This is a genomic window from Streptomyces sp. NPDC002888 (genome assembly GCF_042888465.1).
Taxonomy (GTDB): Bacteria; Actinomycetota; Actinomycetes; order Streptomycetales; family Streptomycetaceae; genus Streptomyces.
Genome location: NZ_JBIAPU010000020.1, coordinates 161,404 through 188,352, shown reverse-complemented (window position 1 = coordinate 188,352; position 26,949 = coordinate 161,404). Strand labels below are relative to the sequence as shown.

24 protein-coding genes and 1 pseudogene are annotated in these 26,949 nt (G+C 70.7%); 11 read left to right on the top strand and 14 right to left on the bottom strand.

Features of this window, described 5'->3' with window-relative positions:
- Window positions 1-4 precede the first annotated feature (4 nt).
- From ACFYWX_RS30480 to ACFYWX_RS30460, 5 genes are all read right to left on the bottom strand, one after another.
- The gene (locus tag ACFYWX_RS30480; protein ID WP_389427499.1) at window positions 5-1,414 is read right to left on the bottom strand and encodes a cytochrome; all 1,410 of its coding nucleotides are present in this window, start codon (window positions 1,412-1,414) and stop codon (window positions 5-7) included.
- Window positions 1,415-1,495: 81 nt separating this feature from the next.
- Entirely contained in the window at window positions 1,496-3,727 is a 2,232-nt protein-coding gene (locus ACFYWX_RS30475) for a HelD family protein (RefSeq protein WP_389427497.1), read from the bottom strand.
- 170 nt (window positions 3,728-3,897) lie between these two features.
- The gene (locus tag ACFYWX_RS30470; RefSeq protein WP_389427495.1) at window positions 3,898-4,254 is read right to left on the bottom strand and encodes a thioredoxin family protein; all 357 of its coding nucleotides are present in this window, start codon (window positions 4,252-4,254) and stop codon (window positions 3,898-3,900) included.
- A complete protein-coding gene (locus ACFYWX_RS30465) occupies window positions 4,227-4,655 on the bottom strand; it encodes a MerR family transcriptional regulator (RefSeq protein WP_389427493.1) in 429 nt (142 codons plus the stop codon). Before ACFYWX_RS30465 ends, ACFYWX_RS30470 begins: the two co-directional genes overlap by 28 nt.
- Before the next feature lie 29 nt (window positions 4,656-4,684).
- Window positions 4,685-5,194 carry an Lrp/AsnC family transcriptional regulator gene (locus ACFYWX_RS30460; protein ID WP_389427491.1) on the bottom strand — a complete coding sequence of 170 codons (510 nt, stop codon included), beginning with the start codon at window positions 5,192-5,194 and terminating at the stop codon, window positions 4,685-4,687.
- Window positions 5,195-5,239: 45 nt separating this feature from the next.
- On the opposite strand from ACFYWX_RS30460, the gene ACFYWX_RS30455 reads away from it, so the two are divergent.
- Window positions 5,240-6,160, top strand: coding sequence for an NAD-dependent epimerase/dehydratase family protein (locus ACFYWX_RS30455; protein ID WP_389427489.1), 921 nt, complete (start codon window positions 5,240-5,242; stop codon window positions 6,158-6,160).
- A gap of 1 nt (window position 6,161) precedes the next feature.
- Entirely contained in the window at window positions 6,162-7,118 is a 957-nt protein-coding gene (locus tag ACFYWX_RS30450; protein ID WP_389427487.1) for an aldo/keto reductase, read from the top strand.
- Here the strand turns inward: ACFYWX_RS30450 and ACFYWX_RS30445 are convergent.
- Window positions 7,102-7,749 (bottom strand): TetR/AcrR family transcriptional regulator, encoded by a 648-nt coding sequence (locus tag ACFYWX_RS30445; protein WP_389427485.1) that lies wholly within the window; start codon window positions 7,747-7,749, stop codon window positions 7,102-7,104. The two genes, ACFYWX_RS30450 and ACFYWX_RS30445, sit on opposite strands and share 17 nt — an antisense overlap.
- 114 nt (window positions 7,750-7,863) lie before the next feature.
- Here ACFYWX_RS30445 and ACFYWX_RS30440 point away from each other — a divergent pair, with 114 nt between their 5' ends.
- Entirely contained in the window at window positions 7,864-8,481 is a 618-nt protein-coding gene (locus ACFYWX_RS30440) for a TetR/AcrR family transcriptional regulator (protein ID WP_389427483.1), read from the top strand.
- Window positions 8,482-8,632: 151 nt separating this feature from the next.
- On the opposite strand, the gene ACFYWX_RS30435 is transcribed toward ACFYWX_RS30440, so the two are convergent.
- On the bottom strand, window positions 8,633-10,027 hold the full coding sequence (locus tag ACFYWX_RS30435; RefSeq protein ID WP_389427481.1) for a cation:dicarboxylate symporter family transporter: 1,395 nt from the start codon (window positions 10,025-10,027) through the stop codon (window positions 8,633-8,635).
- Window positions 10,028-10,180: 153 nt separating this feature from the next.
- On the opposite strand from ACFYWX_RS30435, the gene ACFYWX_RS30430 reads away from it, so the two are divergent.
- Together ACFYWX_RS30430 and ACFYWX_RS30425 are read left to right on the top strand one after the other, a co-directional pair.
- Window positions 10,181-11,860: an ATP-binding protein gene (locus tag ACFYWX_RS30430; RefSeq protein ID WP_389427479.1), complete on the top strand. Its 1,680-nt coding sequence runs from the start codon at window positions 10,181-10,183 to the stop codon at window positions 11,858-11,860.
- Window positions 11,857-12,555, top strand: coding sequence for a response regulator (locus tag ACFYWX_RS30425; RefSeq protein ID WP_389427477.1), 699 nt, complete (start codon window positions 11,857-11,859; stop codon window positions 12,553-12,555). Before ACFYWX_RS30430 ends, ACFYWX_RS30425 begins: the two co-directional genes overlap by 4 nt.
- Window positions 12,556-12,562: 7 nt before the next feature.
- On the opposite strand, the gene ACFYWX_RS30420 is transcribed toward ACFYWX_RS30425, so the two are convergent.
- Entirely contained in the window at window positions 12,563-13,123 is a 561-nt protein-coding gene (locus ACFYWX_RS30420) for a hypothetical protein (RefSeq protein WP_389427475.1), read from the bottom strand.
- 65 nt (window positions 13,124-13,188) lie between these two features.
- Between ACFYWX_RS30420 and ACFYWX_RS30415 the strand changes: the two genes are divergently transcribed.
- Complete coding sequence (locus ACFYWX_RS30415) at window positions 13,189-14,067, top strand: nucleosidase (RefSeq protein WP_389427473.1); 879 nt, start codon at window positions 13,189-13,191, stop codon at window positions 14,065-14,067.
- Between the two features lie 42 nt (window positions 14,068-14,109).
- On the opposite strand, the pseudogene ACFYWX_RS30410 reads toward ACFYWX_RS30415, so the two are convergent.
- Window positions 14,110-14,600, bottom strand: a pseudogene (locus ACFYWX_RS30410) (PPOX class F420-dependent oxidoreductase).
- A 177-nt stretch (window positions 14,601-14,777) separates the two neighbouring features.
- Here ACFYWX_RS30410 and ACFYWX_RS30405 point away from each other — a divergent pair.
- The gene (locus ACFYWX_RS30405; RefSeq protein ID WP_389427471.1) at window positions 14,778-15,494 is read left to right on the top strand and encodes a helix-turn-helix domain-containing protein; all 717 of its coding nucleotides are present in this window, start codon (window positions 14,778-14,780) and stop codon (window positions 15,492-15,494) included.
- On the opposite strand, the gene ACFYWX_RS30400 is transcribed toward ACFYWX_RS30405, so the two are convergent.
- Complete coding sequence (locus ACFYWX_RS30400; RefSeq protein WP_389427469.1) at window positions 15,491-16,516, bottom strand: ATP-dependent 6-phosphofructokinase; 1,026 nt, start codon at window positions 16,514-16,516, stop codon at window positions 15,491-15,493. The two genes, ACFYWX_RS30405 and ACFYWX_RS30400, sit on opposite strands and share 4 nt — an antisense overlap.
- A 242-nt stretch (window positions 16,517-16,758) precedes the next feature.
- Here ACFYWX_RS30400 and pta point away from each other — a divergent pair, with 242 nt between their 5' ends.
- From pta to pyk, 3 genes are all read left to right on the top strand, one after another.
- A complete protein-coding gene (pta, locus tag ACFYWX_RS30395) occupies window positions 16,759-18,849 on the top strand; it encodes a phosphate acetyltransferase (protein ID WP_389427467.1) in 2,091 nt (696 codons plus the stop codon).
- Window positions 18,846-20,048, top strand: coding sequence for an acetate kinase (locus tag ACFYWX_RS30390; protein ID WP_389427465.1), 1,203 nt, complete (start codon window positions 18,846-18,848; stop codon window positions 20,046-20,048). Before pta ends, ACFYWX_RS30390 begins: the two co-directional genes overlap by 4 nt.
- Before the next feature lie 129 nt (window positions 20,049-20,177).
- The gene (gene pyk, locus ACFYWX_RS30385; RefSeq protein WP_389427463.1) at window positions 20,178-21,608 is read left to right on the top strand and encodes a pyruvate kinase; all 1,431 of its coding nucleotides are present in this window, start codon (window positions 20,178-20,180) and stop codon (window positions 21,606-21,608) included.
- Window positions 21,609-21,710: 102 nt separating this feature from the next.
- On the opposite strand, the gene ACFYWX_RS30380 is transcribed toward pyk, so the two are convergent.
- From ACFYWX_RS30380 to ACFYWX_RS30365, 4 genes are all read right to left on the bottom strand, one after another.
- Window positions 21,711-23,093, bottom strand: coding sequence for a hypothetical protein (locus tag ACFYWX_RS30380; protein ID WP_389427461.1), 1,383 nt, complete (start codon window positions 23,091-23,093; stop codon window positions 21,711-21,713).
- The gene (locus tag ACFYWX_RS30375) at window positions 23,083-23,670 is read right to left on the bottom strand and encodes a DUF6114 domain-containing protein (protein WP_389427459.1); all 588 of its coding nucleotides are present in this window, start codon (window positions 23,668-23,670) and stop codon (window positions 23,083-23,085) included. The genes ACFYWX_RS30380 and ACFYWX_RS30375 overlap by 11 nt, the downstream gene beginning before the upstream one ends.
- Before the next feature lie 117 nt (window positions 23,671-23,787).
- Window positions 23,788-24,420, bottom strand: coding sequence for a DUF6230 family protein (locus tag ACFYWX_RS30370; RefSeq protein ID WP_389427457.1), 633 nt, complete (start codon window positions 24,418-24,420; stop codon window positions 23,788-23,790).
- A 650-nt stretch (window positions 24,421-25,070) separates the two neighbouring features.
- Window positions 25,071-26,045, bottom strand: a complete 975-nt coding sequence (locus ACFYWX_RS30365) for a tetratricopeptide repeat protein (RefSeq protein ID WP_389427455.1) — start codon at window positions 26,043-26,045, stop codon at window positions 25,071-25,073.
- 271 nt (window positions 26,046-26,316) lie between these two features.
- On the opposite strand from ACFYWX_RS30365, the gene ACFYWX_RS30360 reads away from it, so the two are divergent.
- The gene (locus ACFYWX_RS30360; RefSeq protein ID WP_389427453.1) at window positions 26,317-26,934 is read left to right on the top strand and encodes a TetR/AcrR family transcriptional regulator; all 618 of its coding nucleotides are present in this window, start codon (window positions 26,317-26,319) and stop codon (window positions 26,932-26,934) included.
- The last annotated feature ends 15 nt before the right edge of the window (window positions 26,935-26,949 follow it).

Below are 26,949 nucleotides of genomic sequence, written 5' to 3'. Positions count from 1 at the left end.
CGCGTCAGCCCTCCCTCTTACCGCCGAACATCAGTCTGCGCAGGGCCGCCAGCAGCCCCCTGGCGTGGCCGTCGCAGCCGTGTGTGTCGGTGGCGGCGGGGGCCGGCACCGGTCGGTGGGCGGACGGGGCGGTCGCCGCCAGTTCGTAGCGCACCGGGAGCAGGCGCAGGCCCCGCACCACCGGGCCCGAGCGCCAGGGCAACTGGTCGTGCGGGAGGGTCAGTTCGACCTTGGTGAAGTGGTCGAAGACGCGGCCGACCGCGGTGGTCACGATGAGGGTGCCCAACTCGCGGGCGGTGCTGGGGCACTGGTGGGGTCCGGCGCCCCAGCCGAGGTGGGCGCGGGTGCTGACGGTGGTGCCGATCATGTGCGAGGAGCCGATGGCCAGCAGGTCCTGGTGTGCGGCCGCCGCGGACGGGGAGACGATGTCTCCGGCCCGGACCCAGAAGTCGCCGAGCCGGACGTCCCGCGCGGCGAAGCGGAAACACATGTTGGCGACGGGCGGGTTGGCGAGCGCGGCCCGGTTCACCGTCTCGCCGAGCTGCCCGGCGGACAGGCTGCGCCGCACGGTGGCGTTGCCGCGCAGTACCTCGAGAAGAGTGTTGAGGACCATGTTGCCGGTGATGTCGTTGAGGTAGACGGCGTTCATGAACAGCTCCCGGCCGAGCTGTTCGTCGCTCAGGTCCGGGTCGGCGAGCAGCATGTACGAGGTGAGGTCGTCGCCGGGGCGGGCCCTGCGGTGCGCGGCGAGCCTGGTCATCGTCGCCAGCGCACGTGCCGTGGCGGGCCCGGCGTCGGGACCGCCGTCCAGCATCCGCCACAGGTCCATGACCAGTTCGTCGCCGAGCTCGACCGGGCAGCCGAACAGCCGGGTGGTGACCATCAGCAGCAGCGGCCGGGTGTACTGCGCGCCGAGGTCGGCGAAGCCGGTGGTGCCCGACTCCGCGGCGAGCAGGGCGACGAGTTCGTCGGCGTAGCGTTCGACGGCCGCCCGCAGCTCCCAGCCCTCGGGGCTCGCCGTGGCCTGGAAGGGGCTGAGCGCCGAGTGGTGCGTGCGCCGCGCCGCCCGGTGCTCCTCCTCGTCCATGAACATCGTCTGCCGTACCTCGTACCCGGCGAGGAGCGGCCAGTCGGCGGGCAGGTGTCCCTGCGCCCGTTCCCGCCAGTAGCGGATGTCCCGCCGCCACTGGCTCTCGTTCCTGAGCACTTCGAGGACCTCGCGGTAGCCGAGGGCCAGCCACACCGGCACGCCCATGAAACCGACGGGCGCGACCGGACCGTAGGTGTGCCGCAGCCGCGCGTACACCGCGCCGGGATCGCTGTCGAACTCCGCGGTGAGCAGCGGTTCCACGGGCAGCGACGCGAGCGTGGGGCTGTCGGCCGGCGCGGTGGCGAAGGGGGGGTGCACGTCCATACCGCAACGCTTACCGCACCGACCGTGCACACGCAGTGATCGTGTCACGAACTGTTACGGCTCCTACACGAATCCGGATCCCTACGCGAACGCCTTGGCCAGCGCATTCGGCACCGAACCCGTGTGCAGCACCCCCAGCCGCTGGGTGGCCCGGGTCAGCGCCACGTACAGGTCGCTCGTGCCGTACCGCCCGGGCTCGACCACGAGCACCGAGTCGAACTCCAGGCCCTTCGACTGGCGCGGGTCCAGCAGGACGACCGCGTGGGTCAGGTCGGGCTCCGCGCCCGCCGTCACTCCGTCGAGGCGTGCGGCGAGCTTACGGTGCAGGTCGCGCGGGGCGATCACGGCGAGCCGCCCCTCGGCGGGGGTGAGCTCCTCGACCGCCTTGGCGACGGCGCCGGGCAGGTCGTCGGTGGCGCGCAGCCAGGGCCGTACACCCGTGGAGCGCACGGAACTCGGCGGTTCGAACGCGGGGTGCTCGGCGCGGACCACGGCCGCCGCGATCTCCATGATCTCGGCGGGGGTGCGGTAGTTGACACCGAGGCGGGTGTGCTCCCAGCGGTCCTCCACGTACGGCTGGAGGATGTCCGCCCACGCGCCGACACCGGCCGCCTCCGCGGTCTGCGCGGGGTCGCCGACCAGGGTCATCGAGCGGGTCGGGCTGCGCCGCATGAGCAGCCGCCACGCCATCGGCGACAGCTCCTGCGCCTCGTCGACGATGATGTGCCCGAACGCCCAGGTCCGGTCGGCCGCCGCGCGCTCGGCGGCGCTGCGGTGGTCGTCCTCCTCCTGGCGCTCGGCGAACCGTTCGGCGTCGATGATGTCGTGCGCGGACAGGATCTCGCTGGCATCGGGGTCGTCGTCCTGCTTGTCGTCGAACTCGTAGGTCCGCGAGGCGTAGGAGACGTCGAGGACGCCCTGGGCGTAGGCGATCTGGGTTTCCCGTTCGCGCTCGGCGCGCGCACGCGCCAAGCGGTCGTCCTCCCCGAGCAGTTCGGCCGCCTCGTCGAGCAGCGGTACGTCCGCCACGGTCCACGCCCGTGTCACCGGGCGGCGGATCGCGGCCGCGTCCTCCTCGCTCACGTACCCCTCGGGGTCGGCGAGGAAGTCGGCGACCAGGCGCCGCGGGGTCAGGCGCGGCCACAGCTGGTCGACCGCGGACCAGACCTCCGGGTTCTCGGCGAGTTCGTCGCGGATCTGGGTGATGTCGCTGGGGTCCAGCAGGCTGGATCCGTCATAGGGGTCGGTGCCGACGCGTTCGGCGTAGAGCTCGGTGAGCGTGTTGAGGATGTGGCCCTCGAAGTGCTCGCGGGCCGCGTTGTGCGGCAGCTTCGCCTCCCGCGTGCGCTCTCGGGCGACGCTCACCAGGCCGTCGTCGAGCATCAGGACCTCGCGGTCGTGCGCGATCGCGATCACCGGATCGGGCAGCGCCTGCCGGTCCCGTACGACGGCGGCGAGCACGTCGGCCATCCCCGCGCGGCCCTTCACGGCGGCCGCCTCGGGCGTGTCCGTGGCCGTCGTCCTGACGCCGGGGAACAGCTCGCCGACCGTGGCGAGCAGCACGCCCGTCTCACCGAGGGAGGGCAGCACCTCGCCGATGTAGCCGAGGAAGGCGGGGTTGGGGCCGACGATCAGGACGGCCCGCTTGGCGAGCAGCTCACGGTGCTCGTACAACAAGTACGCGGCCCGGTGCAGGGCGACCGCCGTCTTGCCGGTGCCCGGCCCGCCCTCCACCACCAGCACCCCGCGGTGGGGGGCGCGGATGATCTCGTCCTGCTCGGCCTGGATGGTCTGCACGATGTCGCTCATGCGGCCGGTGCGGGCGGAGTTGAGCGCGGAGAGCAGCACCGCGTCGCCGGTCGGGTCCTCGTGGCCGGTGCGGGTGGCGTCGCCGAGGTCGAGGATCTCGTCGTGCAGGGCGGCCACCCGGCGGCCCTCGGTGGTGATGTGCCGGCGCCGGAGCAGACCCATCGGGGTGTGGCCGGTGGCCAGGTAGAAGGGGCGGGCGACGTCGGCCCGCCAGTCGATGAGGATCGGCGTGCGCTCGGCGTCCTCGGTGCGCAGGCCGATCCGGCCGATGTGGTGATGGGTGCCGGTGGTGAGGTCGATCCGGCCGAAGCAGAGCGAGCCGTCCACCGCGTTCAGCGCGGCGAGCAGCCCCGAGCGCTCGGCGACGAGGATGTCCCGCTCCAGCCTGGCCTGCCTGGGGGTGTGGCCCTGGGCGAGCGCGTCCGTGACGGAGGTCTCGGTGTCACCGCGCAGCGCGTCCACGCGCGCGTACAGGCCGTCGATGAATTCCTGCTCGCGTCGCATTTCATCGTCTGGCAATTCGGTGTTTGACAATTCCACTCCCGCCCGGATATACTGTGCTCACTGAACTTCTTTGCGACTCCATTTTCCTTGAAGTCGCGAACCATTGAATATACGCAGAGAAATCCCCCGAGCGCAATTGCTCGGGGGATTTCTTGTGGGGCACCGGGGTTTCACATCACGTCGGACAGCTCCTCCAGGAGCTTGCGCCTGGGCCGCGCCCCCACCATCGCCTTCACGGGCTCGCCGTCGCGGAACACCATGAACGTCGGCATCGACAGCACCTTGTACGCGTTCGTGGTCTCCGGGTTGGTGTCCACGTCCAGCTGGACCACCTTGAGCCGGTCGCCCTCCTCCTGCGCTAGGGCACTGAGCACCGGACCCATCTGCCGGCACGGCGGGCACCAGTCGGCGGTGAACTCCACCAGCACCGGCAGCCGCGCCCCGATCACCTCCGCCTCGAAGTCCGCGTCCGTCACCTCGGCCACACCGGCTGCCTTGATCACAGCTCCTGCCCTCCCAGTTCGCATCCAGGTTCCGGACCCCCCGGAACCAGCGACTCGGCGCCCAGCTCGTCGCGCGCCCGCTCGGCCCGCGTGAGCTGCTGGGCGACCTGCTCCCGCACCGCCCGCAGATCGCCGATCAGCGCATCCAGTTCGTCCAGCTTGCGCCGGTAGACCACGAGGGACGCGGGGCAGGAGTCGCCCTCCGGGTGCCCGGCCCGCAGACACTCCACGAAGGGCCGCGTCTCCTCCAGATCGAACCCGAAGTCCTGCAGCGTCCTGATCTGTTGCAGCAGCCTGAGGTCGCGCTCGTCGTACGACCGGTATCCCTGGTCGTCGCGGCGTGCGGGCAGCAGCCCCCGTGACTCGTAGTACCGCAGCGTCCGGGTCGTGGTCCCGGCCCGAGCGGCCAGCTCGCCGATTCGCATGCCTACGAACGTACGGCTTGACGCCGACGTCAAGGCAACAGCGGTTTCCGCTCGACCGGCGAGGTGAGCACGATCGACGTCGTCGTGCGGCCCAGGGCCGAGACCGCCTCCAGGACCTCCTCCAGGTGGACGGTGTCCCGGACGGCGACCTTGAGGATCCAGCAGTCCTCGCCGACCACGTGGTGCACCTCGGTGATCTCGGGACGCTCGATCAGCTCCAGGGTCCTGGGGTGCTTCAGGTTGTAGCCGCCGTGCGGGTTGACCCGGATGAACGCCTGGATGCCGTAACCGAGGCGGGCCGGGTCGACCCGGGCGCCGTAGCCGCCGATCACGCCCGCGGCTTCGAGCCGCCGGACTCGTTCGGTGACGGCCGCCGGACTCAGACGCACCCTGCGGCCCAGCTCACTGAGCTTGATCCGACCGTCGGTCTGCAGGAGCTCCAGGATCTGCCGGTCCAACGCGTCGAAGGCCACCGACGTTTCGTTGGCGGCGGCGCGCAGATACCGCGTTTCTTTCGGTGCGGCGGCCTCAACTCCCATGGTTCCCCCTTCAGGACGTGCGTGTACGCCGGGAGAATTATGGTCATGAAAAAGGAACGAGAGATACTGGTCATCGGCGGGAACCGCTATTTCGGCAAGCGACTGATCGCACGTCTGCTGGCCGCCGGCGACCGGGTCACGGTCCTCAATCGCGGCTCTTCCGCTCCCCCTCCCGGAGCGATTCATCTGGTCGCCGACCGCGATGACGAGAAGTCGCTGAACGAAGCGCTCGGTTCACGCACCTTCGACGTCGTGGTCGACCAGGTCTGCTACACCCCGCTCCAGGCGGCGATCGCCCGCCGCGTCTTCACGGGCCGCACCCGACGCCACGTGATGACCTCGACGGTCGAGGTGTACGAGTACGAGGACTCCATCGCCCCCGTCCGCGAGGCCGACGTCGACCCGACGACCGTCCCCGTCGACCTCGAACTCCCCTGGACGGACCCGGAGTTCCTCGACACGCACTACGGCGAGGGCAAGCGGCAGGCGGAGGCGGTGCTCGCGGCGGACCCCGGCTTCCCGTACACCTCGATACGGGTGGCCCATGTGCTGGGCGGGGACGACGACTTCACCGGCCGCCTGCGGCACTACGTGGACCGCGTCCGGGCCGGCGAGGCGATCGCCGTACCCCCCGTGAACCAGCCGGCGACGTACATCCACGTCGAGGAGATCGCCGACTTCCTGTTCTGGGCGGTGGGCGAGGACTTCACGGGCCCGGTCAACGCGGCGTCGCACGGCACGCTGACGACCGAGGACCTGTGCGCGGCGGTGGCCGCCCAGCTGCCCGACGGCAGGACCCGCTTCCACGAGGTCGAGGTGGGTGAACTCTCCCCCTACGCCTTCACCCGCTCCTACGGCATGGACAACTCCCGGGCCACCCGGCTCGGCTTCGCCTTCGGCCACGTCCGCCAGTGGCTGCCACGGGCGGTGGCGGAGACCCTCCAGACCGTGGGAAAGGGCGCCTGACATGCGATACCGCACCCTGGGCGGCCTGCGGGTGAGCGCGATCGGGCTCGGCGCGATGCCGCTGTCCATCGAGGGCCGCCCGGACGAGGCCCGCGCCCTGGCCACCGTCCACGCGGCGCTGGACGCGGGCGTCACCCTGCTGGACACGGCGGACTCCTACCATCTGCCGGGCGCCGCACCCGGCCACAACGAGCACCTGGTGGCCCGCGCCCTCGCCACCCACGGCGGTGACACGGCGGACGTCCTGGTCGCCACCAAGGGCGGCCGGGGCAGACCGGCCGGCGCCGACTGGACGGTGAACGGCTCCCCGCGCCACCTCAGGGCGGCCGCCGAGGCCTCCCTCGAGCGGCTCGGCATCGAGGCCATCGGCCTCTACCAACTCCACAAGCCCGACCCGGAGGTCCCCTTCGAGGAGTCGGTCGGCGCCCTGCGCGATCTGCTGGACGAGGGCAAGATCCGGCTGGCCGGCGTCTCCAACACGACCACCCGGCAGATCCACACGGCCCGCGAGATCCTCGGCGACCGACTGGTCTCCGTACAGAACCGGTACTCCCCCGCGGTGCGCGACAGCGCCCCCGAGCTGCGCCTGTGCGCCGAGCTCGGCCTGGCCTTCCTCCCCTGGAGCCCCCTGGGCGGCATCTCCCGCAGCTCGCTGGACGGCCCTTCCCGCCTGGCGGGCGAGCGGAGGCACGGGGCCTCCGGGGCCTCCGGGGCCTTCGGGGCCTTCGGGGCCTTCGGGGCCTTTCACGAGGTCGCCCGCGAGCGCGGCGTGAGCCCCCAACAGGTCTGCCTGGCCTGGCTGTTGGCTCAGTCCCCGACCGTGCTTCCGATCCCGGGAGCAAGCCGCCCGGAGACGATCCGGGACTCGGCGGCAGCGGCTGATCTGGTGCTGGGGGCGCAGGAGTTGTCCCGCCTCGACGAGGAGGTCGGGCGGGCGGAGGTCAGGCAGGCGGGGTGAGGAGTTCCGTCAGGACCTGCCGGACCTTGGCCGGTGCGTCCGTGTCGCCCATCCGCAGGGCGATGTTCGCGGCCGTGAGGACCGCGTCGAGCTGGAAGGCGGTGAGCTCGGCGTTCAGCGGGGCGGTCTCGCCCGCGCGGGCGGCCTCGCGGAACTCCCCGGCGAGGAGGCCGAGCCAGTCGCGGTGATGGGCGGCGAGGGCGTCGCGGACCACGCCGGGGCGGCTGTCGAAGTCGGCGAGGTTGGCGGCCCAGAAGCAGCCGCCGGGGAACAGGGGTGTCTCGGCGTAGGCGATCCAGTGCTCGACCAGCGAGCGCAGCCGGGCCGCCCCGGGCTCAGCGGCGGACGCGGGCCGTACGACCGCCTCGACGAACGCCTGCTGTGCGAACTCCACGGCGGCCACCTGGAGTCGCTCCTTGGTCCCGAACAGCGTCTGGACCCCGCTCTTGCTGAGCCCCAGATCGGCGGCCAGCCGCCCGATGCTGAGCCCGTTGAGCCCTTCCACGGAGGCCACGTCGGCGGCCCGCCGGGCGACCACCTGCCGGCTCCGGACGCCGCGCAGCAGCCGCCCGTCCCGCACCCGTGTCGCCGCCCTCGTCCCCGTCCCCACACGCTGCACCGGCTCGTTCACTCCGTCATCCTGCCACAAATGAGCGACATGCACGATCGGTCGTGCGCTTAGTTCTGGGAGGTGGGGGCGGAGCCCTCACGGAGCGAGGCCGGGGCCGATGAGCAGGGAGGCGGAATGACGGCCATGACCACGGGTAGCACCAGCCGCGCGGACGCGAACCGGCGCCGCATCCTCGACGTCGCCCTCGCCGAGCTGCTGCGCGACCCGGACGCGTCCATGGACCAGATCGCGCGCGCCGCGGGCGTCGTCCGCCGGACGGTGTACGGGCACTTCCCCAGCCGGGAGGCGCTGATCAGCACGCTGGTCGACGGTGCGGTGGAGGCGGTGGAGGCGGCACACACCACGGGCCGCGAGGACGCCCGGGACCCGGCGGAGGCGGTGGCGCGCTCCACGCTCGCGGTCTGGGAGGTCGCCGACCGCTACCGCATCCTCGTGGCGCCGGCCCAGCGCAGCGTCACCGTGCAGGGCATCCGCGAGCGGCTCGCCCCGGCCCGCGCCGCCGGCGCCGAAGTGCTCCGGCGGGGCCTGGAGCAGGGGGTCTTCACGTCACCGCTGCCGCCCCAGGCGCTGGCGTACGTGCACGAGCAGATGCTGTTCGCCCTCATGGAAGCGGTGAACGACGGACTGCCGGCAGCACAGGAGGCGGGCCGCTCCGCCGCGGTCACACTGCTGACCACGGCGGGCGTGCCCGCCTCCAGGGCCACCTCGCTGGTGGCCGAGCTGAGCGAGTAGGTCTCGTTCCGGACTCCCCGGACCTGGGGAAAGGGAACCGGGCGGCTGAGCATACGGGGGAGTACTCAGCCGCCCGGCGTCCGTGCCGGGTGCCCGGCCCGGGTTCAGGCCGGGCCGGACACCCGGAGCGGGTGGGCGGAGGGGGCGGAGGTCAGGCCTTCGCCAGCTCCTTCTCGCCGTCCTCACGCTGCTCGGGCACCCCGGCGGTGGCGGTGTCGCCCTCGCCGTCGTCGAGCAGGGTCTTCTCGTCGAAGGGCACCTCGCCGGCGAGGACCTGCCGGACGCGGTCGTTGTCGATCTCCTTGGTCCAGGTGCCGATCAGGACCGTGGCGACGGCGTTGCCCGCGAAGTTGGTGAGGGCGCGGGCCTCGCTCATGAAGCGGTCGATGCCGACGATGAGGCCGACGCCGTCCACCAGGGCGGGCTTGTGCGACTGCAGGCCGCCGGCCAGCGTGGCGAGACCGGCACCGGAGACACCGGCCGCACCCTTCGAGGCGACGAGCAGGAAGAGCAGCAGCGGGATCTGCTCCCCGATCGACATCGGCGTACCCATGGAGTCGGCGATGAACAGCGAGGCCATGGTCATGTAGATCATGGTGCCGTCGAGGTTGAAGGAGTAGCCGGTCGGGACGGTGATGCCGACCACCGGCTTGCTGACACCCAGGTGCTCCATCTTCGCGATGAGGCGCGGCAGCGCGGACTCGGAGGAGGAGGTGGACAGGATCAGCAGGAACTCACGGCCCAGGTACTTGAAGAGCGTGAGGATGTTCAGGCCCGCGACGACCCGCAGCAGCACGCCGAGCACGATGAAGACGAACAGGAAGCAGGTGACGTAGAAGCCGAACATCAGCACGGCGAGGCTCTTCAGCGCGTCCACACCGGCCGAACCGACGACCGCGGCGATGGCGCCGAAGGCACCGATCGGGGCGGCCCACATCACCATGGCGAGGATACGGAAGACGAGTCGCTGGATGTGGTCGATCCCCCGCAGGATCGGCGCACCGGCCTGGCCCATCGCCTGCAGCGCGAAGCCGGCGAGCAGGGCGACCAGCAGAGTCTGGAGGACCTGGCCCTCGGTGAAGGCGGAGACCATGGTCTTCGGGATGATCGAGAGCGCGAAGTCCACCGGCGGCAGCGCCTCGGCGTCCACCTGGTCGTGCCCGGCGCTCTTGATCGCGTCCGTGAGCTGCAGGCCCGTACCGGGCTCCAGGATGTTGCCGACGACCAGGCCGATGCCCAGGGCCACCAGGGACATCACCGTGAAGTAGCCGAGCGCGATACCGCCGACGGCGCCGACCTTGGCTGCCTTGCGCACCGAGCCGATGCCCAGCACGATCGTACAGAAGATGATCGGCGAGATCATCATCTTGATCAGGTTCACGAATCCGGTGCCGAGCGGCTTGAGCTCGACTCCGAAGTCGGGCCAGATCAAGCCCACGGCGATACCGAGCGCAACCGCGGCAATCACCGCGATGTAGAGATAATGCGTGCGGTCCCGCTTGGCGGGTGCGGCAGGTGCCGTTGGGGAGTTGCTGGCGGCGGCCACGGTGCCCTCCTTGACGTCTTCGTCGGCATCACCGGCGTGCGGCTCACGTCCGGATGGGGTTGTGGGGGTTAGCCGTGACTATTCCCGCCCCTGTGAGCGCGGTCACCCTTCCGTTCATTTAGTTCACAATCGGCCAAGAGGCAGACTGACGACATGCGTATACCCGCCCCGAGGCCGCGCAGCCTGGCCGGTCAGCTCTTCGCCATGCAGGCGGTGCTGATCGCCGTCGTCGTGGCCGGATATGCGCTCTTCACGTACGTCAGCGACACCCGCCAGGCCGAGGATGCGGCGACCCGCCAGGCCATGGCGGTCGCCCACTCGGTCGCCGACGCCCCCTCCGTGCACCTGGCGATCCGCGGCCCCGACCCCTCGGCCGCACTCCAGCCGTACGCGCTGCGGATCATGCACGACACCCAGGTCGACTTCGTCACGATCATGAACCCGCAGGGCATCCGCTGGACCCACCCCGACCGGGACGAAATAGGGCAGCACTTCCGCGGCCACACCGCGCGGGCCCTGAAGGGCGAGGCCTTCAGCGAGACCTACACCGGCACCCTCGGCCCGTCGGTCCGCGCGGTCGTCCCCATCGAGGACGGCGACAAGCGGATCATCGGCCTGGTCAGCGCGGGCATCAAGGTCGAGGCGATCAGCGAGCGGGTGCGGGGCCAGGTGACGGCCCTGCTCGGCGTCGCGGCCGGCGCGCTCGCACTCGGCGCCGTCGGCACGTACGTCGTCAACGCCCGGCTGCGCCGCCACACTCACGGCATGAACGCGTCCGAACTCAGCCGCATGCACGACTACCACGAGGCCGCGCTGCACGCCGTACGCGAGGGGCTGCTCATGCTCGACGGTCAGTACCGGGTGGCGCTGATCAACGACGGCGGCCGGGAGTTGCTGGGCGTGCCCGGTGACGTCGTGGGCACGTCGGTGGCGGAACTCGGCCTCCCGGCACCGCTGACGGGGGCGCTGCTGGCGTCGGAGCCGCGGGTCGACGAGGTGCACCTGACGTCGTCGCGCGTCCTGGTGGTGAACACGTCCCCGGTGTCGGGCGGTGAGCGGCGCGGAACGGTCGTGACACTGCGCGATGTCACCGAACTCCAGTCCCTGATGGGCGAGTTGGACTCGGAGCGGGGCTTCACGCAGGCGCTGCGCTCACAGGCGCACGAGGCCGCCAACCGGCTGCACACGGTCGTCTCCCTGATCGAGCTGAGCCGCGCCGGGGAGGCCGTGGAGTTCGCGACGGCCGAGCTGGAACTCGCCCAGGCACTCACCGACCAGGTGGTGGCGGCGGTGAGCGAGCCGGTGCTCGCGGCCCTGCTGCTCGGCAAGACGGCCCAGGCCAACGAGCGGGGCGTGGAACTGGTGGTGTCGGAGGAGAGCGGCCTGGACGACGGGCTGCTGCCGGAGTCGCTGCCGGCCCGCGACCTGGTGACGATCCTCGGCAACCTGATCGACAACGCGGTGGACGCGGCCCAGGGCAGCCTGCGGGCCCGCGTCACGGTGACGGCGCGCACCGAGGGCGCCGAGCTGGTGCTGCGGGTGTCGGACACGGGGGCGGGCGTCGATCCCGCGCACGCCTCCCTCGTCTTCGAGCGCGGCTTCTCGACGAAGCCGGCGGGACCGGGCGGCCGTGGCCTGGGCCTGGCCCTGGTACGGCAGGCTGTGCACCGGCACGAGGGCACGCTGGCGGTCGCGGAGGCCGACGGAGGCGGCGCGGAGTTCGAGGTACGACTGCCCCTGGGGCCGTCCGCCTCCGCCTCCGCCTCTTCCTCCGTGAGCCCCACCTCCGTAAGAAGCACCTCTGAGAGAACAGCCTCTGGAGGTGCGGTGTGACGACGTCCGAGCAGCCCATCCGTGTCCTGGTCGTGGAGGACGACCCGGTCGCGGCGGACGCGCACGTCCTGTACGTCAGCCGGGTCCCCGGCTTCGTCGCCGTCGGCAAGGCCCACACGGGCGCCGAGGCCCGGCGGATGCTCGACCGTACGGCGGTCGACCTGCTCCTCCTCGACCTGCACCTGCCCGACGTGCACGGCCTGCAACTGGCGCGCACCCTGCGGGCGGCCGGCTATCACGCGGACGTCATCGCGGTGACGTCCGCGCGGGACCTGACGGTCGTACGCGAGGGCGTGTCCCTGGGCGTCGTCCAGTACGTCCTGAAACCCTTCACCTTCGCCACCCTGCGCGACCGCCTCGTGCGGTACGCCGAGTTCCGGGGAGCCGCCGGCGAGGCCAGCGGCCAGGACGAGGTGGACCGCGCCCTCGCGGCGCTACGGGCCCCGAGCCCCGCGGCCCTGCCGAAGGGCCTGAGCGCACCGACCCTCGAACGCGTCACCGGCGCACTGCGCGAGGTCGCCGAGGGCCTCACGGCCGCCAAGGTGGCCGAGGTCGTGGGCATCTCACGCATCACGGCCCGCCGCTACCTGGAGCACCTGGTGGAGGGCAAGAGAGCCGAGCGGAAGCCGTTGTACGGGCAGGTGGGGAGACCTGAGCTGGTGTATCGGTGGGTTCCGGGCGGGCGGGGGCGGTGAGGGCGGGTCACCGTGTGCCGCTCCCCACCCCGAACGGCACGGCGTAGACCACGATGTACACCCCCAGCCCGAGGACCGCGAGGGCTTCGGCCACCGAGAGCACCAGCAGCCCGGCGGAGACCTGCCCACCCGCCCAGTACACGACCAGTGCGCTCAACGGCACGAGGCAGAACGCGAGGAGATCGACGGCGCACTGCACGATCTTCCGCGACACCCGGCGGGCGTCACCGCGGTGGAAGGTCTCCCAGTGGAAGGCGTTCGTCCGCCCCTCGCCCGTGAGTTCGGCGAGCCGGGGCCCCAGGTCGCCCCGCACATAGGCGCCGATCGCCGAGATCTTCTCGTCGTTGACCAGATAGGTCCACCCGAGCACGACACACACCGGTGGCAGTGCGAGGAGCATGGACGTCTGCCTGGCCTGAGCCGCGGCGGCGATCACCGCGGCGACCACGGCGAGCGTCACGTACAGCAGGTTGTCCCGGAAGCCGATCCGGGCCTTCTGCTCGTCCTTGACGCTCTGGTACTCGGCGAGCAGCAGCTGCCCGACCCCGAGATCCTCCCGCTCTGCCACACGCTGCCCCTTCCCCCACTGCCAACGACACTCCCGCGTCGGCGACTTGCCAGTACCTTAAAGGGGTGCCCGAGACACCTCCCACCGTCGTGATCCTCACCGCCCTCGCGGTCGAGTACGCCGCCGTGCGCGCCCACATCGCCGAGCGGACGGAACTCGTCCACGAGGACGGGCCCCGCGTCGAACGCGGCCGCCTCGAGGGCACACCGTGGACGGTCGCCCTCGCGGAACTCGGCGAGGGCGCGACGAACGCCGCCGCGCAGACGGCACAGCTCGTGTCATGGCTGCGGCCGCAGGCGGTGCTGTTCGTCGGGGTGGCGGGCAGCCTGAAGGACGACATCGGGATCGGGGACGTCGTCGTGGGCACGAAGGTCTACGGCATCCACGGCGGCAAGCAGACCCCCGAGGGCTTCCTCGTCCGCCCCGAGGCCTGGCCGGGCTCCAACGCGCTGGTGCAGGCGGCGCGTTCCGCGGTGCGGGACATGGATGACGTACGGGCGCACTTCAAGCCGATCGCGACGGCGGACGTGGTGCTGGCGCACTCCCGTTCCGAGATCGCCCGGCACCTGCGCGAGCACTACAACGACGCGGCGGCGATCGAGATGGAGGGCTCCGGGGCGGCCCATGCGGCCCATCTGAACGGCCAGGTGGGCGCGCTCGTGATCCGGGGCATCAGCGACCACGCCGACGCGGCGAAGCACAGGGCCGACGCCTCGGGCTCCCAGAAGCGGGCGGCCGAACAGGCGGCGACGGTGGCCATGGGCGTGCTCCACAAACACCGCCCGAGGGCCTCCTCCGACTCCGCGGACTCCGTCGGCTCCAAGGAGGGACCCCGACGAGGTCCCGGCGACGCAGTGTCGAACACCGGGGACCACTTCGACTTCCGGGGCGGGACGTTCCACGGGACGGTCATCGGCAAGCAGATCAACGGAGGGCGGGGGTAAGGGCACGATCCACGGTCCCGTACCGCGGCTGAGCCCCTCCGGTCACCCCTCCGGCAACACCCCCGGCCGGAACGGCTCCACCCCCACGACCCTGCGCACCCGTACCGGCTCGATCAGCAGCATCACGCGGCGTTCGCCGGCCAGGAGCCACGGGTAGCGGTCCTCGCCGATGTACTTCCGGGTGAGGCGGTCCATGGAGCGTTCCGCCTCCTCGCCCTCGACGTGGGGGCACCTCCCACGCCCTTAAGGCAGTGGGGGAGGGCGACCCGGCCCCGGATCTCCACGCGGTCGTAGGGGTTGTCGGGGTCGTGGTGGGAGAGGGAAACGTTCGGATTGCGCCGCAGGTTCGCCTCCTTCACCCGGCCCATCGACGTGTTGACCATGACGAACTCATCTTCGAGGTCCGCCCACATGGGCGAGATCTGCGGCGTCCCGTCAGGGCCGACCGTCGCGAGATGCCAGAAGTTCGGCGCCAGCAGACGCTCGCGCACATGCCCCTCGACCTTGCCGTTCACCTCGTACACGAAAGTCACGCTCCTCCCGGCCCCCCGCCCGGGTGGCCCGACGCCATCCTCGCGACCGGTCCTGTCCCGTCGACAGACGATCTTCAGCCACCCCTACCCCACACCCGAAACCGTATGTTCTACAATGAGTGATACTGGCCGAACAGAGCGTAGTCAGCTCCTCGCCCCGCCCCTACGTTGTGGCCAATGCGCCGCCCCCCAGCCCTGCCGAACCAGCCCGGCCCCCCGTTCGACGCCCCCGCCGCCCGACGCTTGCGCGCCGCCCTCGGCATGGGGCCCGAGCACGTCGCTTACGGCCTGCGTTCCTCGTACGGTCTTCCCTACGTCACCCCGGACCTCGTCATCGCCTGGGAGCGCGGGGCCACCAGCCCGAGCAGCCCGGAACTCACCGCGCTCGCGGGCGTGCTGTGGTGTTCCCCCGGTGAACTCATCGGCCGTCCGCGCACCCTGCGCGAACACCGGATCGCCCGCGGGTTCGCGCCGGAGGACGTCGCCCGTGCCGTCGGGCAGGAACTGCGGGCGTATCTGCGGATGGAGGAGGGCGAGCGATGGCAGGGCACCGAGCGGCAGTCCGCCGCGCTCGCCGAGTTGCTCGGCCTGTCCGCCTCCGACCTGGTCACCGTCGCGGGGCGTGACGCCGAACTGGCCGACCTGCTGCGCGGCGCGGTCACCACGCGCTGGAAGGCGTACGTGCGCCCCCTCGGCAAGGTCGTGCCCCTGGAGCGGCGTCTCCTGGAGGGTGTCCTCCAGGAGCTGCACAGGACCTACCAGGGGCAGATGGTCGCCACCCTGAACTGGGGCGACGCCGGCGACTCGGGTGAGGGCGGCCGGGAGTTCCTCGACGGGATCGTCGATCACTTCTGGACGGCCGTGGAGAACAACTCCGGCCGGGGCCCGTCCTAGAAGACCGACTCCGCCTCGTCCATCCGGTCCTTCGGGACCGTCTTCAGCTCGGTCACCGCCTCCGCGAGCGGCACCATCACGATGTCCGTCCCGCGCAGCGCGGTCATGCGCCCGAACTCGCCCCGGTGCGCGGCCTCCACCGCGTGCCACCCGAAGCGGGTCGCGAGGACGCGGTCGTACGCGGTCGGCGTGCCGCCACGCTGGACGTGGCCGAGGATGACCGGCTTGGCCTCCTTGCCGAGCCGCCGCTCCAGCTCGTACGCGAGGGCCGTGCCGATGCCCTGGAAGCGCTCGTGGCCGAACTGGTCGATCGCGCCCTTGCCGTAGTCCATGGTGCCCTCGGTGGGGTGGGCGCCCTCGGCGACGCAGATCACCGCGAACTTCTTGCCGCGGGAGAAGCGCTCCTCGACCAACTTGACCAGGTCCGCCGGGTCGAAGGGGCGCTCGGGGAGGCAGATGCCGTGGGCGCCGGCCGCCATGCCGGACTCCAGGGCGATCCAGCCCGCGTGCCGGCCCATGACCTCGACGACCATCACTCGTTGGTGGGACTCGGCAGTCGTCTTCAGGCGGTCCATCGCCTCCGTGGCGACCCCGACGGCGGTGTCGAAACCGAAGGTGCGGTCGGTGGAGGAGATGTCGTTGTCGATCGTCTTGGGGACGCCGACCACCGGCAGACCCGCGTCGCTCAGCATGCGCGCGGCGGTCAGCGTGCCCTCGCCGCCGATGGGGATCAGGGCGTCGATGCCGAAGTCGTGGACGATGTCGGAGGCGCTCTCGCAGGCCTCGCGCAGGCGGTCGCGCTCCAGGCGGGAGGAGCCGAGAATGGTGCCGCCGCGGGCCAGGATGCCGCTGACCGCGTTCAGGTCGAGGCCGCGGTAGCGGCCGTCCAGCAGGCCCGCGTACCCGTCGTCAAAGCCGATGACCTCGTCGCCGTAATTGTCGACCGCGCGGTGCACGACCGACCGGATCACGGCGTTCAGGCCGGGGCAGTCGCCGCCTGCGGTGAGAACTCCGATACGCATCGTGCTGTGTCTCCTGCTCGCTGTTGACACCGGTGAGCCAGGTCCGATTGTTTCATGCCCTCCGGAGCCATGTCGCTTCCGTCCAGCTCCACCGGCACTCCCCCCGCACTCCACCCTGGCTCCGAGCGCCTTATCCATCGCCAGGGGTATTGTCAAGAGGGTTCTGCTCACCTCGGTGGGCGATTTTTATACACACGGTTTGTACTCACGGTTTGTACGCACAGACGAAACGGAGATCCCGCGTGACGCGCAGCGTGTACGTGACGGGTATCGACCGCGGCGACGGTCGCCAGGTCGTCGAGCTGGGGGTCATGGAACTCCTGACCCGGCAGGTCGACCGGGTCGGGGTCTTCCGCCCCCTCGTCCACGACGGGCCCGACCGCCTGTTCGAGCTGCTGCGGGCGCGCTACCGGCTGTCCCAGGACCCGGCGACCGTCTACGGCATGGACTACCCCGAGGCGTCCGCCCTCCAGGCCGAGCGGGGCACGGACGAGCTGGTCTCGACGCTCGTCGCCCGGTTCCACGCCGTCGCCCGGGACTACGACGTCGTCCTCGTCCTCGGCACCGACTTCGCCGACACCCAGCTCCCGGACGAGCTGTCCCTCAACGCCCGGCTCGCCAACGAGTTCGGCGCGTCCGTGATCCCGGTCGTGGGCGGCCGGAAGCAGACCGCCGAGTCCGTGCTCGCCGAGACCCGCAACGCCTACCGGGCGTACGAGGGCCTTGGCTGCGACGTGCTGGCCATGGTCGCCAACCGCGTGGCCCCCGAGGACCGGGACGAGATAGCCGAGCGGCTCGACTCCCGGCTGCCCGTGCCGTACTACGTCCTCCCGGACGACGCGGCCCTCTCCGCCCCCACCGTCGCCCAGATCACCCACGCGCTCGGCGCGAAGGTCCTGCTCGGCGACGACTCGGGGCTGGCCCGGGACGCGCTGGACTTCGTCTTCGGCGGGGCCATGCTGCCGAACTTCCTGGGCGCCCTGACCCCGGGCTGTCTGGTCGTCACCCCGGGCGACCGCGCCGACCTGGTGGTGGGCTCGCTCGCCGCGCACAGCGCCGGCACCCCGCCGATCGCCGGCGTGCTGCTCACGCTGGACGAGGTGCCCGGCGACCACGTCCTCACCCTGGCCGCCCGCCTCGCCCCGGGCACCCCGGTGATCTCGGTCCCCGGCACCAGCTTCCCCACCGCCGCCGAACTCTTCTCCCTGGAGGGGAAGTTGAACGCGGCCACCCCGCGCAAGGCGGAGCGGGCACTCGGCCTCTTCGAGCGGCACGTCGACACCGCCGACCTCAACAGGCGCGTCTCCGCCCCCAGCAGCGACCGCCTCACGCCGATGATGTTCGAGCACAAGCTGATCGAGCAGGCCCGCTCCGAGCGGCGCCGGGTCGTCCTCCCGGAGGGCACCGAGGAGCGGGTGCTGCACGCGGCCGAGGTGCTGCTGCGGCGCGGGGTGTGCGACCTGACCCTGCTCGGGCCGGTCGACCAGATCCGCAAGAAGGCCGCCGACCTCGGCATCGACCTGGGCGACTCCCAGCTGATCGACCCGGCCACCAGCGAGCTGCGGGACTCCTTCGCCGAGCAGTACGCCCTGCTGCGCGCCCACCGGGGCGTCACGGTGGAGCTGGCCTACGACGTCGTCTCCGACGTGAACTACTTCGGCACGCTGATGGTGCAGGAGGGGCTGGCCGACGGGATGGTGTCGGGGTCCGTGCACTCCACGGCCGCGACCATCCGGCCCGGCTTCGAGATCATCAAGACGAAGCCGGACGCCTCGATCGTGTCGTCCGTGTTCTTCATGTGCCTGGCCGACAAGGTCCTCGTCTACGGCGACTGCGCGGTCAACCCCGACCCGAACGCGGAGCAGCTCGCCGACATCGCCATCCAGTCGGCCGCGACCGCCGAGCAGTTCGGCGTGGAGCCGCGGATCGCGATGCTGTCGTACTCGACGGGTACGTCCGGTTCGGGCGCCGACGTCGACAAGGTGCGCCTGGCCACGGAGATCGCCCGCTCGCTGCGGCCCGACCTGAAGATCGAGGGGCCGATCCAGTACGACGCGGCCGTCGAGCCGACGGTGGCGGCGACCAAGCTGCCGGGCTCGGAGGTGGCGGGGCAGGCCAGCGTGCTGATCTTCCCCGACCTGAACACCGGCAACAACACCTACAAGGCCGTGCAGCGCTCGGCCGGCGCGATCGCCGTCGGCCCGGTCCTGCAGGGTCTGCGCAAGCCGGTCAACGACCTGTCCCGGGGCGCCCTCGTCCAGGACATCGTCACCACCGTCGCCATCACGGCGATCCAGGCCCAGACCACAACCGAGAAGGCAACCGCCCAGTGACCGCCACCCGCGTCCTCGTCCTCAACTCCGGCTCCTCGTCGGTGAAGTACCAGCTGCTCGACATGAGCGACAACAGCCGGCTGGCGCTGGGCCTCGTCGAGCGCATCGGCGAGCAGAGCTCCCGGCTCAAGCACACGCCGCTCGGCACGGGCGAGTCCCGCGAGTTCAGCGGCCCGATCGCCGACCACGACGCCGCCCTGAAGGCCGTGGCGCAGGAGCTGGAGAAGGACGGGCTCGGCCTGGACTCGCCGGAACTGGTCGCGATCGGGCACCGGGTGGTGCACGGCGGGCAGTCCTTCACCGAGCCGACGGTGATCGACGAGGCGGTGCTCGCCGAGATCGAGCGGCTGATCCCGGTGGCCCCGCTGCACAACCCGGCCAACCTCACCGGCATCCGCACCGCCCGGGCGCTGCGCCCCGACCTGCCCCAGGTCGCCGTCTTCGACACCGCCTTCCACACGACGATGCCGGAGTCGGCGGCGCGCTACGCGATCGACGTGAAGACCGCCGACGAGCACCGCGTACGGCGCTACGGCTTCCACGGCACCTCGCACGCCTATGTCTCCCGGGCCACGGCGAAGCTGCTGGGGAAGGCGCCCGAGGACGTCAACGTGATCGTGCTGCACCTCGGCAACGGGGCGTCCGCCTCCGCGGTGCGGGGCGGGAAGTGCGTGGACACGTCCATGGGGCTGACGCCTTTGGAGGGGCTCGTGATGGGTACGCGCTCCGGAGACATGGATCCGGCCGTCATCTTCCATTTGGCGCGCGTTGGAGGAATGTCCATCGACGAGATCGACACTCTCCTCAACAAGAGGAGCGGGCTGATCGGCCTGTGCGGGGACAACGACATGCGGGAGATCCGGCGCCGGATCGACGAGGGCGACGAACAGGCCCAATTGGCCTTCGACATCTACATTCACCGGCTGAAGAAGTACATCGGCGCCTATTACGCGGTGCTCGGCCGGGTGGACGCGGTCGCCTTCACCGCCGGAGTGGGCGAGAACGCGGCGCCGGTGCGGGAGGCCGCCGTGGCGGGCCTGGAGGAACTCGGGCTCGCGGTGGACGGCGAGCTGAACGCCGTACGGGCCGACGAGCCGCGGCTGGTCTCGCCCGCGCACGCGCGTGTGGCGGTCGCGGTGGTGCCGACGGACGAGGAACTGGAGATCGCCACACAGACGTACGCACTGGTCGGGCAGTAACAATATGCGGCTCCGCCGCGTGGCAGCTGAGCAATACACGGCAGTAACACGCCTGAGCACAGAGCCGCCCATTTGTATTTTCCGCCAGACGGAATATTCCGTAGGGAAACAAACCGATAGGATCGTCCCATGCGCCGTTCGAAAATCGTCTGTACTCTCGGCCCCGCGGTCGACTCCCACGAGATGCTCGTGTCCCTGATCGAAGCCGGCATGAACGTGGCCCGCTTCAACTTCAGCCACGGCACCCACGCCGAGCACCAGGGCCGGTACGACCGTGTCCGTGCCGCCGCCAAGGAGACCGGCCGCGCCATCGGCGTCCTCGCCGACCTGCAGGGCCCGAAGATCCGTCTGGAGACCTTCGCCGAGGGGCCGGTCGAGCTGGAGCGGGATGACGAGTTCGTCATCACCACCGAGGACGTGCCCGGCGACAAGCAGATCTGCGGCACGACCTACAAGGGCCTGCCCGGTGACGTCTCGCGCGGCGACCAGATCCTGATCAATGACGGCAACGTCGAGCTGCGGGTCGTGGAGGTCGAGGGCCCGCGGGTGAAGACGATCGTCGTCGAGGGCGGTGTCGTCTCCGACCACAAGGGCATCAACCTGCCCGGCGCGGCCGTGAACGTGCCCGCGCTGTCCGAGAAGGACATCGAGGACCTGCGCTTCGCGCTGCGCATGGGCTGCGACATGGTCGCGCTGTCCTTCGTGCGGGACGCCAAGGACGTCGCCGACGTCCACCGGGTCATGGACGAGGAGGGCCGCCGGGTCCCCGTCATCGCCAAGGTGGAGAAGCCGCAGGCGGTGGACAACATGGAGGACGTCGTGATGGCGTTCGACGCCGTCATGGTGGCCCGTGGCGACCTGGCCGTCGAGTATCCGCTCGAGAAGGTCCCCATGGTGCAGAAGCGCCTGATCGAGCTGTGCCGGCGCAACGCCAAGCCGGTGATCGTGGCGACCCAGATGATGGAGTCGATGATCACCAACTCCCGTCCGACCCGCGCAGAGGCCTCCGACGTGGCCAACGCGATCCTGGACGGCGCCGACGCGGTCATGCTGTCCGCCGAGTCGAGCGTGGGCGCCTACCCGGTCGAGACCGTGAAGACGATGTCGAAGATCGTCTCCGCGGCCGAGGAGGAGCTGCTCTCCAAGGGCCTCCAGCCGCTCGTCCCGGGCAAGAAGCCGCGGACGCAGGGTGGTTCGATCGCGCGTGCCGCGTGCGAGATCGCCGACTTCCTCGGCGGCCGTGGCCTGGTGGCCTTCACCCAGTCCGGCGACACCGCCCGCCGCCTGTCCCGCTACCGCGCGGCCCAGCCGATCATCGCGTTCACCACCGACGAGGGCACCCGCAACCAGCTGGCGCTCAGCTGGGGCGTCGAGTCGCACGTCGTGCCGTTCGTGAACAGCACCGACGAGATGGTCGACCTGGTGGACCAGGAGATCATCAAGCTCAACCGCTTCAACCCCGGCGAGATCGTCATCATCACCGCCGGTTCGCCCCCCGGTGTCCCTGGCACCACCAACATGGTTCGCGTCCACCACCTCGGCGGCGGCTCGCAGAACTGATGCCCCCGGGCCCACAAGGCCCTGTACGGCGCTGAGGGCGCCCCCTGAGTCAGGGGGCGCCCTCAGTGTGTTGCGGCTCCCGAACGGGCTTCTGAAGGCCGCTCAGCCGGTCGCGTACTGATGCAGTCCGGGCACGTGCAGGGTGCCGCCGAACTGACCGGCCTGCTGGACCGTCACATTGGTGAAGTAGATGAGCGGGATGTTCAGCGGCGGCGGGCTCTCCGGGCTGAACGTCACCGGGATCAGACCGAAGAGGTTGCCGGATATCTTCTCCGTGTACATCACCGTGGCGCCGTCGCGGATCGTGGACGTGGTGCCCTTGCCCGCCTGCACGTGGTAGGTCTTGCCGGACCCGGGGTCCTTGACCGACTGGTGCAGGTCACCGATGTCGGTGCCGTCGGAGATGACGTACTTCAGGACTTCCTTGGTCGTGCCGTTGGCGGTCTTCACCTTGACGATGCCCTGGTAGTCGGCGCCCTTCAGCAGCAGCGAACTGGCGTTGAGGAACCAGGGGTCGTCGGGCAGCGCGACCTTGTTGTCGATGCCGCCCTCGGCGTCGGTGGCGGCCGGACAGTCGTCCGCGTCCGGCGAGGGGCTCGCCGACGGGCTCGGCGTGGCGGTGGCCGCGTCGGCCGCGTCCTTCGCCGCTTCCTCGGCCTTCTTCGCCGCCTCGGACGCCTTGTCGGTGGCGCCCTCGACGGTGTCCTTCACCGTGTCGTCGACCTTGTCGGTGGTCTCCTTGACGGGGTCGGACGCCTCGGAGCCCTTGCTGTCGCCGGAGTCACCGCTGTCGCCGCCCGTGGCGGGCGTCGAGGAGGCGGAGGGGGACGGCGTCGGGCTCGCGTCCGACGTGTCCTTCTTTCCGCCGGTGAAGACGTCCTCGAGGGTGTCACCGATGGTGTCGAGGAGGCCGCCGCCGCTCTCCGACGCCGAGGGGCTCGGCGTGGTGGCGCTGCCGCCGGAGGACTCGGCCTCCTTGCTCGCCGAGGCGGAGGGGGACGGCGTGGGCTCGGTCTTGTCGTCGGAACCTGAATCCGACGAGGAGTCCTCGCCCGAGGAGCCGCCCGTCGCCGTGGGCTTCGGCGTCGACCCCGTGTCGTCGGTCTTGCCGTCCGAGTCGTCGGTCTTGCCGTCCGAGTCGTCGGTCTTGCCGTCGGAGTCGGAGGACTCGCTCGCCGAGGCGGAGGGCGACGGCGAGGCCGACGCGGAGGCTCCGTCCTCCAGCGCCGCGACGCAGTCCTTGTACTCGTCCGCCGACAGACTCTTCGACGGCGACGGCGAGTTGTTGTTGTCGGCGATCGCCAGGCTGGCCGTGAAGCCCATCCCCATGAGGACCGCCGTCGGCATCGCCGCCAGGGCCATCGCCTTCCCGGTCGGCACGTGGAACCTGGTGAACAGCGGCTTCTTGGGTGCCGCGTGGCGCGGCCCGGTTCTCACACGGGACGCTTCCACATCCGCCCCGTGGGTCACCTCGTCAGCCGGCACTGTGCCTCCCGTTCGCCCCGTTGGCCGGGTTCGTTCCTGACAGATCGTTCGGCTCGCCCACCCCGTCGAAGCTCTTGGTGGTCTGCACGACCGGGCCCGCGGGGCCCGCATCGACGACCGGGCCCTGGGGGGCACCGCCGAATCCCGTTGCGGCGCCCTGCGCCGACTCCGACGCGCCCGGCGCCCAGGCAACGGCCATCGCTCCGCCGATGAGCGCGAGGAGGAAGCCGACGAGGAAGCCGCCGAGGTTGGACACCGGGATGGAGACCAGCGCCAGCAGGATCGCCGCGACGCCCGCGAAGACCCGTACGTGCTTCTGGAACCACAGGCTGATGCCGAGAACCACGAGCAGTACGCCGATGATCAGGGATCCGGCGCCCGCGGTGGTGGCCATCGCCAGCGTCAGGTGCCCGATCTGCACGTGGGCGTACGGGAAGTAGGCGATGGGGATACCACCGAGCAGGATGAACAGGCCGGCCCAGAACGGCCGACCGCCCCGCCAAGCGCGGAAGTTCCGCTTGAGGGCCGTGATGTAGTGCTCATCGCGGCCGGGGGCGGCAGGAGTCTCGGCGCTCATGGAAAACAGCTCCCTGGTGCGGCGTTGCTGTGGTGGTGAGTTGTACTGCGTGTGAAGAGCCGGGCTTCAGAGTGGACGGGCGGGGGGCCACCGGCTCCCCCGCCCGTCAGCGAGTGCTTAGTAGCACTCCTTGACACCCGTCGACAGCGACATCTTCAGGCCGCTGAGCTTGAAGGTTCCGGCGGTGGTCGCCCACGCCGTCTGCTTCACGTCCACCAGCGTGGCCGATTCGGCCTGCTGGGCGAAGCCGAACGGGTTGGCCGTGTCACCGCTCTTGATGCCCGGACCCTTGCTCAGGTCCTTGCCGGCCACACCGATGTCGATGCCCTTGAACGTGGCATCGGCACTGAGGTCCTCGACATCGATGTAGAGGTTGTCGGCCTCTACCGGCGTACCGTTGCCGCCCGCCTTCAGCGTGAGGCTGACCGAGCCGAGCAGCGGGATGTTCGGGGTGACCACGGACTGGCACATGTTCGTGATCGACGCGGACTTGAACGCCGAGACGGCGACGGGGTGAGCCGTCTTCTTGCCGTCGAGCGTGTAGCCCGAGTCAATGGCCCCGTACTGCGAGAAGCCCGTGCCGACGAGCTTGTCGGCCGTGACCTTGAACGACTGGCCCGACACGCTGAACGACGCAGCGAGCGCGCCCTGCGCGAGGGCGATGCCTATACACGCCGTGGCGGCGACGCTGGGCACCATGACCACAGCGAACCGCTTCCATCTGGTCCCGCCACGCACCTGGGACTCCATATTTCCTCCTTCTCGGACGTACATCTCCTGGCCCGGGCTCGCCTCCGGACGGCGGCTCGGCCGGGCAGGGATGGGAGAAGTGCTACGTCCTCGGAAGGGAGAGCGCCCGCGCTCGGTGGCGCGAAACCGCGCCCGAGTCACCGGCGATCACCCCCGAGCGACAACCACTGGTCGCGCCTGACACGCATCACGCACAACCCTGCCGGACAGGCTTCACCCGAAGGGCGAAGACCCCCCTGTCCAAGAGCCGGCGACACTGACCGCCGGCTCTGCTCGGTGGGGACCCAGAGGATCCCGCGGGCCCGATTGGCTGTCGGGGTACGGGAATGGACCGAGCGTCGCCGATCGTGGTGCATTCTCGCGCCAGGCACAAGGGGGTTCGTTACTCGCTAGTAACGGCCGGATAACCGAACAACGACCCGCAGGTCTCGGCCAGCGACACAGGGTGGCCTCGGGGTGTGGGACAAAGCAATGGATCGACGGACAGAATCCGACAGATCAACGCCGATGTCTTACTCGCAGTAACAGCGGCCGCGATTACCAAGATTTGGTAAAGCGCGGCCGTGCCCGACGATCCTCGGCCAATCTTTCACTCGGGCATCACATGCCCGCGTGTTTAGGGACTGGTCAGAACGCGGCTTCTGACCCGATCAGAACAGGGCGCGCGCAAGCGCCCGGCGCGCAGCGGCCACCCGCGGATCCTCGGCCCCCACCACTTCGAAGAGTTCGAGCAGCCGCAGCCGTACGGCGTCCCGGTCCTCACCCGCCGTGCGCCGCACGGTGTCGATGAGCCGGCCGAAGGCGTCCTCGACGTGACCGCCCACCAGATCCAGGTCCGCGGCGGCGATCTGTGCCTGGGCGTCCGCCGGCTTCTCGGCGGCCTCCTTGCGCACCAGCTGCGGGTCCGCGTCCTGTACCCGCTGGAGCAACTCGGCCTGCGCGAGCCCGAGTTTCGCCTCCATGTTGCCCGGGTCGTCGCTCAGCACGTTCTTGTACGCCTGGACGGCACCGCTCAAGTCGCCCGCGTCCAGGGCTTGCACGGCGGCCTCGAGCAGGGCGTCGTGCGGGCCGGCCGGCACCTCGGCGGGGGCCGGGCGGTTGCCGGGCTCGGCGTCGGCGTCGACGACCAGGCCGGTCAGCCCGAAGCGCTCCTCGGCGACCTGGACCAGCTGGTCGAGGGTCTGCCGGATCTGGTCCTCACCGGCGGCGCCCTGGAAGAGCGGCAGCGCCTGCCCGGCGACGACCGCGAACACCGCGGGGATCCCCTGGATCCCGAACTGCTGCATCAACATCTGGTTGGCGTCGACGTCGATCTTGGCGAGGAGGAACCGCCCGTTGTACTCGACGGCGAGCCGCTCCAGGAGTGGGCTCAGCTGCTTGCAGGGCTGGCACCACTCGGCCCAGAAGTCGAGGACGACGGGCACCTCGGCGGAGCGCTGCAGGACGTCGCTCTCGAACCCCGCCTCATCGACGTCGATGACGAGATCGGCCGGGGAGACGGCCCCCGCACCACCCTGCTGGGCCGCTTGGGCGCGCGCCTGCTCCGCCTTCGCCTTGGCCTCCTGGGCCGCCTTCACCGCGGCGAGGTCGACGACTCCGCTCATGGACATGTTCCGTGGCTGCATGCGTCTATCCTCCCCCGTTCTCGCGCGTGCGTGAAAAGCGATATGAAAAGCCAGGCCTGGTCCGTGCCGTTGGGCGCCGGGTCCCCACCCCACGCCGCATGATCGTCGCCCGTGTACGTCCGTCACGGGCGGCGTCACGAGAGCTGTCACGAGACCTTCGTCACGAGCTTTCGCTACGAGTCGTAGCGTAATGGCAGGAGGGGGTCGAACAACACCACGCCTCGGTGATCTCCCTCACGGCGCCGTACGACCCGCCGGTTATGGTCGAGGCATGCAGACCAGCCCCCCGGCAGGCCGCCCCGGCCGCCCGCGCAGCGCCGCCGCGGACACCGCGATCCTGGCCGCGACGCGGCAGGCGCTGGTCGAGCTGGGCTGGTCGAAACTCACCCTGGGAGACGTGGCCGCACGCGCCGGGGTTGCAAAGACGACGCTTTATCGTCGCTGGGCCGGCAAGCACGAACTCGTCGTCGACGCGGTGGCGGAACTCTTCGACGAACTGGAACTCCCCGACCGCGGCAGCCTCGCCGCCGACACCGAGGGCGTCGTCCTGCAGTTCGCGGCTATCCTGGCCCGACCCGAGGCCAAGAGCGGCCTGATGGCGGTGGTGGCCGAGTCCACCCGCGACGAGGCGCTGCGCGAGCGCATCCGCGACTCCATCGTCGACCGGCAGAAACGTCTGGTCCTCCAGGGCCGCACCCGGGCCCAGGCGCGTGGCGAACTCCCCCCGGAGGCCAGCCCCGAGGAGGCCGCCCGCATGGTCGACCTCATCTTCGACATGGTGGCGGGAGCGGTCGTCCACCGCACGCTGGTGAGCGCGGAACCGGCGGACGAGGAGTGGGTGCGCGGCTTCACGCGGGTGCTGATGCTGGGGCTGATGTCGTCCGCGTAGCCGCCGCGCACCCAC